This is a genomic window from Mahella australiensis 50-1 BON (genome assembly GCF_000213255.1).
GTDB classification, from domain to species: Bacteria; Bacillota; Clostridia; order Mahellales; family Mahellaceae; genus Mahella; species Mahella australiensis.
The window spans coordinates 971299-984843 of the sequence record NC_015520.1; the positions used below are offsets into that span (position 1 = coordinate 971299).

Here is a 13545-nt window from a genome sequence, read left to right on the forward strand (position 1 = left end):
GGAAATTTAATGGACGAGTTATTGGGAGGATTAAAGCGCACGCATATGTGCGGCCAACTGCGGCTCAGCGATGTGGATACAAGCGCAGTGGTTATGGGATGGGTGCAAAGGCGCCGTGATTTGGGCGGCGTTATATTTATAGATTTACGAGATCGGACCGGTATAGTACAGGTAGTATTTAATGAGATCTTCGATGCCGATGCTTTTGATAAAGCACAGGCGCTGCGCAACGAATATGTCATAGCAGTGGTCGGCGATGTGGTTCGTCGCTCGGAGGATACTGTAAATCCTAAAATAAACACCGGAGAAATAGAGATAAGGGCGCGTCAGCTCAAGGTCTTAGGGCGTTCTGAAACGCCGCCGTTTCCTGTAGAAGATGATATAAACGTGTCGGAGATACTGCGCCTTAAATATCGTTATTTGGACTTGCGCAGACCAGATATGCAGCGCAATCTTATGCTTCGTCATAAAGTATCTAAGATTACACGCGATTTCTTATCCGATGAAGGGTTTATTGAGGTTGAGACGCCTATGCTCACAAAGAGCACGCCTGAAGGCGCCAGAGACTATCTTGTACCCAGCCGTTTGCACCCAGGTTCATTTTATGCGTTGCCACAATCTCCGCAGCTTTTTAAGCAGCTTTTAATGATATCTGGCTTTGATAAATACTTTCAGATAGCTAGGTGTTTTAGGGATGAGGACCTTAGAGCCGACAGACAGCCTGAGTTCACGCAGATAGATTTGGAAATGTCTTTCGTCGATGTAGAGGACGTAATAGCGCTGAACGAACAGCTTATAGCCAGGATATTTAAGGACGCCATAGGCATGGATATATCATTGCCGCTCAAACGCCTTACATATAAAGAGGCTATGGAACGCTATGGTTCCGATAAGCCCGATACCCGCTTCGGCTTAGAGCTGAAAGATATAAGTGACATAGTACGATCGAGCCAGTTTAAGGTGTTTGCCGATGCAGTAGCTCACGGCGGTAGCGTACGCGGTATAAATGTGATAGATGGAGCTGATAAGTTCGCACGCAGGGAATTGGATGCATTGGTCGATTTTGTGAAGACGTTTGGGGCTAAAGGTTTGGCGTGGATAACCATTACAGCCGACGAATTAAAATCACCTATAACGAAGTTTTTAAGCCAAGATGAGATAGATGGTATACTTGGACGTATGGATGCCAAAGCAGGTGATTTACTTTTATTTGTAGCCGATAAAGATGAGGTAGTATTCGATTCGTTGGGCCAATTGCGACTGGAACTAGGTAAACGCCTTAACCTCATAGACGATAGCCGTTATGACCTTTTATGGGTAACCGAGTTTCCGCTTTTGGAATACAGCGAGGAGGAAAAACGCTATGTAGCCAAACATCATCCATTTACCTCGCCGATGGATGAGGATATATCGCTGTTGAATAGCGAACCGTGGAAAGCCAGGGCGAAGGCCTATGATATGGTATTAAACGGAAACGAGATAGGCGGAGGCAGTATAAGGATACACAGCACCGAACTTCAACAGAAAATGTTCGAAGTATTAGGCTTTTCAAAAGAAGATGCATGGGAAAGATTTGGTTTCTTGCTCAAAGCGTTCGAATACGGGGCTCCGCCGCATGGCGGCATGGCATATGGACTGGATCGCCTTGTAATGCTCTTGGCGGGACTGGATACCATACGCGATGTCATAGCCTTTCCTAAGGTGCAAAATGCTTCTTGTCCGCTCACCGAAGCACCGACGCCTGTGGACGAGAAACAACTAAGAGAGCTTCATATAAGGGTGCGGCAACAACAGTAATGGCAAATTATTGTTGTTGAAAACCGCTACATTTTGTGATATTATATAGTTGAACGACGGAGCAGAATAATTCCCTGCTGTGTGCGTGATGATATGGCGTTTCATATGAGCCAACGTATGAACGAAAGGGAATCCGGTCTCTGGATGTGGCATATACGCCTCATGACGAGGACATATAAAACATTCAGGAGGATACCCACCTGCTGAGGGCAGGTTCATTGAGGCCATGGACACGGCACGGTGGGGATGTATTGTGTTGTATGATAAGGCAGCGTAAGCTGCCTTTTTTATATATTATTTGCGGAAGGGAAGGATCATGCTTCATCCATTTTCACGCACTGAGCTTCTTATAGGCTCAGAGGCGTTAAATATACTTAAAAATAAAAAAGTAGCCATATGTGGGATAGGCGGTGTAGGCGGTTTCGCCGTCGAAGGGCTGATACGATCAAATATAGGCCGTTTTGTGTTGGTGGATGACGATACTGTTTGTTTGACCAACATTAATCGTCAAATCCATGCCACTCATAAAACTGTAGGTAGGCCCAAAGTAGAAGTTATGAAAGAAAGAATGCTGGATATAAACCCGAACGTAGAAGTGACAGCTATACAGCAATTCATTACTTCCGACAATGTGGACGGCATAATAAGCGATGATTTTGATTATGTGGTGGATGCTGTGGATACCGTATCGGCTAAAATAGCATTGGTGCTAGCCTGTAAACAAAAGAACATACCTATAATAAGTTGTATGGGTGCAGGCAACAAACTCGATCCCACAGCTTTTAAAATAGCCGACATATATGATACCTCCATATGCCCGTTGGCTAAGGTTATGCGAAGCGAGCTAAAAAAACGCGGCATCGACCATCTTAAGGTCTTATATTCCACTGAACCGCCTATTAAGCCACAGGGTTCTATAGAAGGAGATTCAAATAAACGCCAAATTCCGGGCAGTATATCCTTTGTGCCTTCTGTAGCGGGACTCATCATAGCCGGAGAAGTTGTAAAGGATCTCATAGGCTATAAATCGATGTAGCGACATAAATAATGTTGATATTGAGAAAACTATGCTATATAATATAAATATACCATACCCTATCAGGGTATATATGCGAGGTGATAAATTTTGGCGCATGAGCATATGAATTCGTATCAAGAGCAAAAGGATGATTTGCTCAATAGGCTGAAGAGGATCGAAGGCCAGGTAAAGGGAATACAAAAGATGATACAGGATGATAAATATTGCGTAGATGTATTGACGCAGGTAGCAGCCGCTAAGGCGGCTATAAATAAAGTCGGGGGTATGCTGTTAAAATCCCATGCGATGGGATGTGTAAAAGGTGCTGTATTATCCGATGATAAGGAAAAAAGCTCTGAAATGATTGACGAGCTGGTAGATGTGGTGTTAAAATTTATGAAGTGAGGGATATTTATGGCCGATGTAGAAGAAACAGGTGTGGTCTTGGAATTGAATGGTACACAGGCCAAGATAGGCATTCAAAGGTCTGATGCTTGCGATAAATGCGGTGCATGCCGGTTTGCCGACAGAAACCAGCAAATGATACTTACAGTGGATAATACTATAAACGCCAAAGTAGGCGATGAGGTCCAGATAGAGTTAGGAAGTGGCAGATTGTTGTCAGCCACCTTTATAATCTATGTTATACCATTGATAGCGTTGTTAGCAGGTGTAGCGCTGGGTTATTGGTTGGCAGGAGCTCTCGGCGCACAAAGCGGCGATATATACGGCGCTATAACGGGCATAGCCTTAGCTGCACTTTCCTTTGGCTTGATAAAGCTATTTGAACCGCGTATCAGAAAAAGTGGACGGTATATTCCGACCATAAAGCGTGTAATTTATAAAGATAAAAACGAGAAAGGAGACGGATTGTATGACTGATGACAATGTTATAACATTGACGGCGGATAATTTTGACGATGAGGTGTTGAAATCCGACAAACCGGTGCTGGTAGACTTCTGGGCTGCTTGGTGTGGACCGTGCCGCATGGTATCTCCCATTATAGATGAGTTGGCAGCAGACTATGCCGGTAAGATAAAGGTTGGTAAGGTCAATGTGGACGAACAACGCTCTATAGCTGAACGTTACCGTATAATGAGTATACCGACCATTTATCTGTTCAAAGATGGTCAGCCGGTGGATAAAATTATAGGCGCGAGGCCCAAAGCGGATTTTGAACGATTCATACAGCAAGCGCTGTGAATAGCCAGTTATCAAGTTAGGTGAATAGCCATAAATATAGGCTGGTGATAAGCCAGCCTATATTTATACCCTTGTAAATAGGAAGTACACTGACTATAATTATCATATAAGCGAATATGGAAGGAGTCCTTGAATGATAGACCTAAAAACTATATATGATACCGACCCCGAAGTAGCAAAAGCTATGGAGGATGAATTGAACAGGCAGAGGAATAAAATAGAACTGATAGCCTCTGAGAATTTTGTAAGCCCTGCTGTCATGGCAGCAGCAGGAAGTCATCTTACCAACAAATATGCTGAGGGTTATCCGGGTAAGCGCTATTATGGCGGATGCGAATACGTAGACGTAGTGGAAGATCTGGCTCGTGAGAGAGCCAAGACCTTATTTGGAGCCGAACATGCCAATGTGCAACCTCATTCTGGTGCTCAGGCCAATCTGGCTGTTTATTTTGCCCTTTTAAATCCCGGCGATACCATACTGGGAATGAATCTTTCACATGGCGGCCATTTGACGCATGGCAGTCCGGTCAACCTTTCTGGTAAATATTACAATATAGTGTCTTACGGCGTCAGGCGCGATACAGGTTACATAGACTATGATGAAGTTAGGCGCTTAGCGCTGGAGCATAAGCCCAAGCTAATAGTAGCTGGGGCAAGTGCTTATCCAAGGATTATAGAATTCGACAAATTTCGCAATATAGCGGATGAATCAGGTGCTTATCTGATGGTAGACATGGCCCACATAGCCGGACTAGTAGCTACCGGTTTGCATCCCAATCCGGTGCCTTATGCGGATGTGGTTACTACTACAACTCACAAAACATTGAGAGGCCCGCGCAGCGGCATGATATTGTGCAAGAAGGATTTGGCAGCGGCTATAGATAAGGCTATATTTCCGGGAACACAGGGCGGCCCGCTCATGCATATTATAGCCGCTAAAGCTGTATGCTTTAAGGAAGCGGCTACGCCATCTTTTAAAGAATATCAGAAACAGATAATAATTAATGCCGCAGCCATGGCCGATGCTCTTATGCAACGTGGATTTCAATTGGTATCGGGTGGAACCGATAATCATTTGATGCTGATAGACCTGCATAATAAGGGTATTACAGGTAAATATGCCGAAGAGCGTTTGGATAGCATAGGCATAACGGTCAATAAAAATGCAGTACCGTTTGATACCGAGAAACCGTTTATCACCAGTGGCATGCGCATAGGCACGCCGGCTGTGACGTCGCGCGGCATGAAAGAAACGCAGATGTCAGAGATAGCTGATATAATAGCCGAAGCTTTAAGCGATGACAACGCCGATTTAGGAGTGCTAAAAGCGCGTGTATCGGCGCTTTGCGCTCAATTTCCACTTTATGAAGATGTAGTTGTAAAATAGATGGGATGACCTTTGATGGATCTATTCGATTATAATAGAAACAAACAATTAAAGAAAGAAGCTCCTTTGGCTGAACGCATGCGACCTCGTACATTGGAGGAATTTGTAGGTCAGGAGCATATAATAGCTCCCGGTCGTATGCTTTATCGTGCTATAAAAGCGGACAGGCTTTCATCGGTTATATTCTATGGACCTCCCGGTACTGGCAAGACCACATTGGCTCGGGTTATAGCCAATACTACTAAGAGCCATTTTGAACAGCTAAGTGCCGTGACGGCCGGTGTGGCCGATGTCCGCAGGCTTATCGACGAGGCCAAACAACGATTGGGTATGTACGGTCAGCGCACTATACTGTTTATCGATGAGATCCATCGCTTTAATAAAGCCCAGCAAGATGCTCTCCTGCCTCATGTAGAGGCAGGTACCATTATACTGATAGGGGCTACCACAGAAAATCCGTATTTTGAAGTTAATTCAGCACTGTTATCACGCTCCACGGTTTTCGAACTTTACCCTTTGAAGGAGAAACATTTAAAGGAAATATTAAAAAGGGCATTAGCCGACAAGGATAGAGGGCTTGGCAATTATGCCATTGAAATAACAGATGATGCTATCGACCATATAGTGAATATGGCTGACGGCGATGCACGCAGCGTCTTAAATGCTCTGGAGATAGCCTTTCTTACCACACCGCCGTCCGATGATGGCATCATCCATATAGATCTGGGAGTAGCTGAGGAATGTATACAGCGTCGAGCTTTGCGCTATGATAAAGCGGGCGATAATCATTATGATACCATATCCGCCTTTATAAAGAGCATGCGCGGTTCGGATCCGAATGCGGCTGTATACTGGCTGGCTAAAATGATAAATGCCGGTGAGGATCCTAAGTTTATAGCCAGGCGTATCGTCATATGTGCTTCCGAAGATGTGGGCAATGCTGATCCGCAAGCCCTGCTTATAGCTATGGCGGCAGCTCATGCTGTGCAGTTCATAGGTATGCCGGAGTCTCAGATTATATTAACTCATGCTGCAACGTATGTAGCTTGTGCTCCTAAAAGCAATGCTACCGTTATGGCTATAGATAAGGCTTTGTCCGATGTAAAGAATAAGCGTGACACCGGCGTGCCCGATCATCTTAAGGATTCCAGCTATGATGGAGAGGGCAAATTGGGGCATGGTGTAGGATATAAATACGCACATGATTATCCGGAGCATTACGTAAAGCAACAATATCTTCCGGACAGTCTGATCGGTACCGTGTATTATGAGCCTAGCGACAACGGTTATGAAAAACATATAAAAGATTATTTAACGCATATCGGGATACGCACGTCTTCTGAAAGCTGACGTTCACCATTACACCTCTTTATTCATAATATGTAATTAGATCTTAAGGATCGGGAGGTGTAATAATATGAATAAGGTAATATCGGTCATAGGTGGCGATGACCGGCAGGTAGCGCTGCTCGATATCATAAATAAAAATGGTTTCGAGGTCCGTGTATACGGTTTTGATAAATTGTTGACCCTTCCATCAGAAGTGAAATCATATGATCGATTAGCGCCCGATCTATTTGATGTTGAGCTTATATTTATGCCTATACCGTGCAGTACTGATGGTGTTCATCTAAATGCTAGATACGGCGGTGAAGATATATATATAGCAGATATATTAAAACATATCAAGCCGGGAACGTTGGTCATAATGGGCAAAGCCGATATTAATATGATTAACGCGGCCATGTATGGCGGCTTTCATATAGCTGATATAATGACACGCGAGGATTTCGCTGTCTTGAATTCCATTCCTTCTGCTGAGGGAGCCTTACAGATAGCGATGGAGAATACCAGTATAACCATATGGAATAGCCGCTGCCTGGTTTTGGGTTTCGGCCGTTTGGGCAGTGTATTAACTAAACTCTTGATAGCGATAGGCGCTAAAGTGACGGCTACGGCCAGAAAGCCGGAGGATTTAGCGTGGATCAGTGCTTATGGCGCTGTTCCGATTCATACCTCTAAAATCGATAATGTTTTACATGAACAGGACATGATATTCAACACTATACCATCTGTGATATTGAAAGACGAGCAATTAGCCAAGATTAAAAATTCATGCCTTATTATAGATCTGGCATCATATCCGGGTGGCGTGGATTTTGCTGCAGCTAAGGAATATGGCGTAAAAACCATGTTTTGCCCAGGGCTGCCGGGTAAGGTAGCTCCCTTGACATCGGCACAGTTTATATGGGATACGGCAATGTCCATATGCAAGGAAAACGGTATTGAGGAGGCGAAATGCGATGAGCTTGACGGGCAAGAGGATAGGCATGGGCATGACGGGTTCATTTTGCACATTTGACAAGGTGCTTCCTCAAATACAGAAAATGGTCGATGTTGGCGCTGATGTGATACCTATTCTATCAAATGTCGTATCTACTGCTGATACAAGGTTTATGACCAGACAACAGTTGTTTGACGCACTGATAAATATAACTGGAAAACAGCCCTTGACGGCTATAACCGACGTAGAACCAATAGGGCCGAAAAAATTGCTGGATGTTATGGTAGTAGCTCCATGTACGGGTAACAGCTTGGCTAAATTGGCCAATGGAATAACCGATACGCCTGTGCTCATGGCAGTTAAATCTCATTTGCGAAACCAGAGACCGGTTGTGATAGCCATATCCTCTAATGATATATTGGGGAACAATGCCAGAAACCTCGGTGCTGTGCTTATAATGAAAAATGTATTTTTGGTGCCATTTCGACAAGACGATCCAGTTAAAAAACAAAATTCTGTCGTAGCCGATATGGACCTCATAATACCAGCAATAGAAGCAGCGCTGGAAAACAGACAATTGGAGCCGCTTATGCTGGCACCGGTCATATAACTCAAAAAGCCCTTTGGATGGTATCATTCAAAGGGCTTTTCGTATAATCCGCATTGTATAAAGGTATACTGATAAAAAGCCTAGCATTTAAGGAGAAAAATACTTGTATGAGTAATAATATAATTAAACAGGAAACGCCGCCACAACCACCCGAATCCATAGATAACAAGTCGGTTGCAGATATGGGCAATAACGGATTAACGGCCACGAGGGACAGCAATATACATTGCTTGACCATTATAGGACAGATCGAGGGACATATAGTTTTACCACCTCAAAATAAGACTACAAAATATGAGCATGTAATACCGCAATTGGTGGCTGTAGAAGAGAGCAGGGAAGTAGAGGGATTATTAGTCGTGCTTAACACCGTGGGTGGAGACGTAGAAGCTGGTCTGGCATTGGCGGAGATGATAGCCACATTGTCTAAACCGACGGTATCATTGGTGTTGGGCGGCGGTCACAGCATAGGCGTTCCTCTGGCGGTAAGCACTGATTACTCATTCATAGTACCGTCAGCCACAATGACCATACACCCCATTCGCATGTCCGGCATGATAATAGGGGTGCCTCAAACCTACGAATACTTTAATAAAATGCAGGACAGGATACTGCAGTTTATATGCGATCATTCTCACATAACAATAGATAAATTGAAGGAATACATGCTTAAAACAGGTGAATTGGCCAACGATATAGGAACGGTCCTGATAGGTGAAGAGGCTACTAGATGCGGCCTAATCGATGAAATAGGAGGGGTATCCAAGGCTATAATAAAGCTTAAACAATTGATAGATGAAAGGAAGCAGGCATGATGCTTTACACTATTATTCCTTTGGAAATAGTGTTCAAGGGTACAGAGGAAGGCGCGAAGATTAAAGAAAGGGAAATCATAAATTATAATGGCGTAGTTATGGAGGCCATACGCCAAAGCGACGGCAGGTACAGGATAGAGAGACTGTTGAGCACCGATCCGATGCTATATCTTGATGAGCATTTCCAGCCGGGCAGCATTATAACGCTCGTATAAAAACAGCAAAAATATAAACTCATACTGGAAATATAAACTGTGCGATGATATAATTAACCAGTAACAAGAATAATAGGTATGGTGGTTTATATTGGCGCAGAAGAAATATACTAAACGGAAAAATACTATAGATAATCGAAACCGCGAATGGATAGGCATAGGCATATTGGCCGTTGCGGCCTTTACCTTTGTAAGCGTATACACGCAAGCTGCGGGCATTATAGGTTCGCAATGGCGGGATCTGTGGTTTGCTGTCATAGGCATAGCGGCTTTCCTTTTGCCAGTAGCTATAGCTGTAATAGGAGTATTATTTCTCATGGATATGGGCAAGAGGGTGAACTATGCCCGCCTGTCCATGTTTACGTCTTTATGCGCCATGATATTAGGTCTGATACAGATTTGGTTTTTGCCCCAAAATACAGCCATAGATGCCTCGTTTTCCACGTATATCAGCAACGGAATAAGCAACGGTTTGATGGCAAAGGGTACAGGCTTTATAGGTTCGATCATCGCTTTTGTTTTAATACGTTTATTTGGTATAGCCGGTAGCTATATAGTAGCAATAGCTGCTGTAATTTTATTGCTTATGGCTTTAACGGGTTGGTCTGTCAGTGCGACGATAGCACATGTGGTTGGTAAATTAGCCGGTTTAAAAAAAACGGTCGTTCGAGAAGAACAACAAAGCGCTGAAGAGTCTGCGACTGTAAAAAATCGCAAAGCAGAAAATGCGCAAATAATGCCGCAAAATATACCTCCCGAGCAATCGGATATAAAAATCGTTGCCTTTCAGCAGAAAGAAGAGATAGGGATAGGTCATCCGAGCAAAATCACACCTAACACGGCCTATAGTTTTCCTTCTTTGGAGCTTCTGTCGGCTGCTAAGGGGCAACGTCAGACCAAGAGCAAGGACGATGTATTGAGCAGTGCCAAGATGCTGGAAGACACATTGGCCAGTTTCGGTATCAGCGCAAAAGTGTTGCAGGTCAGCGTGGGGCCGGCTATAACGCGATATGAGATTCAACCCGGTCCGGGCGTAAAGGTAAGCCGTATAATACACCTGGCTGATGATATAGCCTTGAACCTCGCAGCTCCTGAGGTACGAATAGAAGCGCCTATACCCGGTAAAGCGGCGCTGGGCATAGAGGTACCCAATGAAAATATATCGCCTGTATTGTTGCGCGAGGTATTGGAATCCAAAGAATTTATAAATCACCCTTCTAAGCTGGCGTTCGGCCTGGGCAAGGATATAGCGGGCAGAAACGTAATAGGCGATTTGTCCTCAATGCCACACCTTTTGATAGCAGGCGCTACAGGTTCAGGCAAAAGCGTGTGTATAAATGCGATTATAACCAGTATATTGTATAAAGCATCGCCCGAAGAGGTCAAGATGCTTATGATAGACCCAAAGGTAGTGGAATTAAGCCTGTACAATGGTATACCTCATCTGCTTATACCTGTGGTTACTGACCCTAAAAAAGCCGCCGGCGCATTGAACTGGGCTGTGCAGGAAATGACATCCCGGTATAAATTGTTTGCTGATAAGAGCACGAGAGATATATTCAGATATAATGAAATGGTTGCGCCCAAAGAGGCGCTGCCTCAAATCGTCGTCATAATCGACGAACTGTCCGATCTGATGATGGTGGCCCCAGGCGAGGTTGAGGATGCCATATGCCGATTGGCGCAGATGGCGAGAGCGGCCGGCATACATCTCGTTATAGCCACTCAACGGCCTTCTGTGGATGTTATAACCGGTGTCATAAAGGCCAATATACCTTCGCGTATAGCCTTTGCCGTTTCATCGCAGGTGGATTCGCGCACTATATTAGACGGTGCAGGGGCGGAGAAACTGCTCGGTAAAGGCGATATGCTCTACTACCCAATTGGAGCGGCCAAGCCAATGCGTGTACAAGGAGCGTATGTGTCGGAAAAAGAGGCAGAACGCGTCGTCGATGCCATAAAGGATAAACAGCAGGCCGATTATGACATGGCGATAATGGAGGAGATAAGCTCCTCATCTCAAAATGATCATGGTGATAACGCGGCCTATGAGGATGAATTGTTTAATACAGCATTGGAGATGGTGGTACAATATCAACAGGCATCGGTTTCTTTCCTGCAAAAGCGCCTGCGCATAGGTTATGTGAGGGCAGCGCGCCTGATCGATGAGATGGAGGCGAGGGGCTATATAGGTCCATACGACGGGTCAAAGCCTCGTCAGGTATTGATAACCGAAGAACAGATAAACGACATGAACAAAACGGGAGGTTGAGAATAAATTTGCCTTATAACATAGGAATGATATCTTTAGGATGCCCTAAGAATCTCGTTGATAGCGAGACCATGCTGGCAGAACTTGCCGATAAAGGGTATGTGATTACCAATGATCCTAAAGAGGCAGACGTTATAATAATAAATACATGTTCATTTATAGAATCAGCCAAACAGGAGTCAATAAATACGATATTAGAAATGGCCCGCTATAAGGAAATAGGGCGTTGCAAAGGGCTCATAGCTGTGGGATGCCTTTCCCAACAGTACAAAGAGCAATTGCTAGATGAGATACCCGAATTGAACGCGGTAATCGGTACAGGCGATTACCATAGCATAGGCCTTGTGGTAGATAAAATATTAAACGGCGGCAAGGTAGCTTATTTTGAAGGTGGCGACGTGAGCGTGGAGGGCATCGAAAAGCGCATATTGAGTACTCCTCCGTATATGGCTTATGTTAAGATAGCAGAAGGTTGTGACAACGGATGCAGCTATTGTATAATACCATTCTTGCGCGGACCTTATAGGAGTCGCCCTATGGAGAATATAATAGAAGAATGCAAGGAACTGGTCGATCGCGGTGTGAAAGAGATAATATTGATAGCTCAGGATACGTCCGTATACGGCAGGGATATATATGGTAAACCGCGCTTAGCCGAATTACTGCACGAATTGGATAATATAAATAACATAGAATGGATAAGGGTATTATACTGTTATCCCGATTATGTAAATGATGAATTGATAGAAGCTATTGTGCAAAGCCGGCATGTGTGCCATTATATAGATATACCTATACAGCATATAAACGATAAGATATTAGCGAAAATGGGACGCCGTAGTCGTTCGAACGACATAAAAGGCGTTATAGAAAGGCTCAGAAAATGTATACCGGGTATAGCCATACGTACTTCACTTATAGTAGGGTTCCCAGGAGAAACCGATAGGGATTTTCAAATGCTAAGAGATTTCGTTGAGCAATATAGACTGGACAATGTAGGCGTGTTCACCTATTCCCAGGAGGAAGGCACTATAGCTGCCGCTATGCCAGAACAGGTTGCCGAAGATGTTAAACAGGAACGTTACAAAAGCATTATGAGGGTTCAGCGAAAGATAGTATTAGAGAAAAATAAGGAGCGTATAGGGTTTAGCTATAAAGTGCTGGTGGAAGGGTGCAATAACGGGGTTTATGTGGGGAGAGGCTATATGTATGCCCCCGAAATAGATGGATTGATATATTTTACTTCCGATAAGCCGCTTGATGCAGGTCAAATGGTCTATGTGAAGATAAAAGGGGTAAAGGATTATGATTTGACGGGGGAAGCAATATGAATCTGGCCAATAAGGTAACCTTAGCTAGAATCGTGCTAATACCGGTGTTTATCATATTCTTGATATTGCCCATCAAATACGGCAATTATATATCAGCCGTAATATTTACAATAGCCGCGCTAACCGATGTTCTGGATGGCTATATAGCGCGTAGTATGAAAGAAACATCGGCGCTAGGCAAAGTTCTTGACCCATTGGCTGATAAATTGCTGGTTACAGCGGCCTTGCTCGTATTAGTCGAGCAAGGCATAATATCATCTATTCCCGTTATAATAATACTGAGCCGTGAGTTTCTTATAACAGGTTTTAGAAGTATAGCCGCTGCCAATGGTAAAATAATAGCAGCTAGCTCATGGGGCAAAGTTAAGACAGTGGTGCAGGATATTGCCATAATAATGCTTATATGGGGAGATTATCTTTTTGGTATATATATAGCTTCGTTGGCTATGTGGGTGTTCTGGTCTGCTGTCGCCCTAACTATTATTTCAGGTATAGATTATATTTATAAAAACAAGGGAATGTTCATTTGATAAATGTAAATTTGCTGTTGCATTTATTGTTGTTATGTTATATTATGTTGCTATGATTTTACGGTAAACGGAAAGCGTTTTA

Annotated in this window: 14 protein-coding genes and 1 other RNA gene; all 15 read left to right on the forward strand. The window is 43.9% G+C overall.

What is annotated here, in order from left to right:
* Positions 1-9: 9 nt before the first annotated feature.
* The 15 genes from aspS to pgsA all read left to right on the forward strand — a co-directional run bounded on the left by aspS (position 10) and on the right by pgsA (position 13463).
* On the forward strand, positions 10-1797 hold the full coding sequence (aspS, locus tag MAHAU_RS04655; RefSeq protein ID WP_013780562.1) for an aspartate--tRNA ligase: 1788 nt from the start codon (positions 10-12) through the stop codon (positions 1795-1797).
* Positions 1798-1865: 68 nt separating this feature from the next.
* Positions 1866-2048: non-coding RNA, 6S RNA (gene ssrS, locus MAHAU_RS15340), on the forward strand.
* A gap of 65 nt (positions 2049-2113) precedes the next feature.
* Positions 2114-2833, forward strand: coding sequence for a tRNA threonylcarbamoyladenosine dehydratase (locus MAHAU_RS04660; RefSeq protein WP_013780563.1), 720 nt, complete (start codon positions 2114-2116; stop codon positions 2831-2833).
* A gap of 105 nt (positions 2834-2938) precedes the next feature.
* Positions 2939-3220 carry a metal-sensitive transcriptional regulator gene (locus tag MAHAU_RS04665; protein ID WP_041644346.1) on the forward strand — a complete coding sequence of 94 codons (282 nt, stop codon included), beginning with the start codon at positions 2939-2941 and terminating at the stop codon, positions 3218-3220.
* Between the two features lie 9 nt (positions 3221-3229).
* Positions 3230-3697 carry a SoxR reducing system RseC family protein gene (locus MAHAU_RS04670; RefSeq protein WP_013780565.1) on the forward strand — a complete coding sequence of 156 codons (468 nt, stop codon included), beginning with the start codon at positions 3230-3232 and terminating at the stop codon, positions 3695-3697.
* A complete protein-coding gene (trxA, locus tag MAHAU_RS04675; protein WP_013780566.1) occupies positions 3690-4019 on the forward strand; it encodes a thioredoxin in 330 nt (109 codons plus the stop codon). The genes MAHAU_RS04670 and trxA overlap by 8 nt, the downstream gene beginning before the upstream one ends.
* Positions 4020-4152: 133 nt before the next feature.
* The gene (locus tag MAHAU_RS04680; RefSeq protein WP_013780567.1) at positions 4153-5406 is read left to right on the forward strand and encodes a serine hydroxymethyltransferase; all 1254 of its coding nucleotides are present in this window, start codon (positions 4153-4155) and stop codon (positions 5404-5406) included.
* A 15-nt stretch (positions 5407-5421) separates the two neighbouring features.
* Positions 5422-6756 carry an AAA family ATPase gene (locus MAHAU_RS04685; RefSeq protein WP_013780568.1) on the forward strand — a complete coding sequence of 445 codons (1335 nt, stop codon included), beginning with the start codon at positions 5422-5424 and terminating at the stop codon, positions 6754-6756.
* A 67-nt stretch (positions 6757-6823) separates the two neighbouring features.
* Positions 6824-7768: a dipicolinate synthase subunit DpsA gene (gene dpsA / locus MAHAU_RS04690; protein ID WP_013780569.1), complete on the forward strand. Its 945-nt coding sequence runs from the start codon at positions 6824-6826 to the stop codon at positions 7766-7768.
* Positions 7710-8300 carry a dipicolinate synthase subunit B gene (locus MAHAU_RS04695; RefSeq protein ID WP_013780570.1) on the forward strand — a complete coding sequence of 197 codons (591 nt, stop codon included), beginning with the start codon at positions 7710-7712 and terminating at the stop codon, positions 8298-8300. The genes dpsA and MAHAU_RS04695 overlap by 59 nt, the downstream gene beginning before the upstream one ends.
* 107 nt (positions 8301-8407) lie before the next feature.
* Positions 8408-9115, forward strand: a complete 708-nt coding sequence (locus tag MAHAU_RS04700) for a ClpP family protease (RefSeq protein WP_013780571.1) — start codon at positions 8408-8410, stop codon at positions 9113-9115.
* On the forward strand, positions 9112-9330 hold the full coding sequence (locus tag MAHAU_RS04705; protein WP_041643856.1) for a YlzJ-like family protein: 219 nt from the start codon (positions 9112-9114) through the stop codon (positions 9328-9330). The genes MAHAU_RS04700 and MAHAU_RS04705 overlap by 4 nt, the downstream gene beginning before the upstream one ends.
* A 91-nt stretch (positions 9331-9421) precedes the next feature.
* Entirely contained in the window at positions 9422-11602 is a 2181-nt protein-coding gene (locus MAHAU_RS04710; RefSeq protein WP_013780573.1) for an FtsK/SpoIIIE family DNA translocase, read from the forward strand.
* 8 nt (positions 11603-11610) lie between these two features.
* Positions 11611-12933 (forward strand): 30S ribosomal protein S12 methylthiotransferase RimO, encoded by a 1323-nt coding sequence (gene rimO, locus MAHAU_RS04715; RefSeq protein ID WP_013780574.1) that lies wholly within the window; start codon positions 11611-11613, stop codon positions 12931-12933.
* Positions 12930-13463, forward strand: coding sequence for a CDP-diacylglycerol--glycerol-3-phosphate 3-phosphatidyltransferase (pgsA, locus tag MAHAU_RS04720; RefSeq protein ID WP_013780575.1), 534 nt, complete (start codon positions 12930-12932; stop codon positions 13461-13463). The genes rimO and pgsA overlap by 4 nt, the downstream gene beginning before the upstream one ends.
* Positions 13464-13545: the final 82 nt, after the last annotated feature.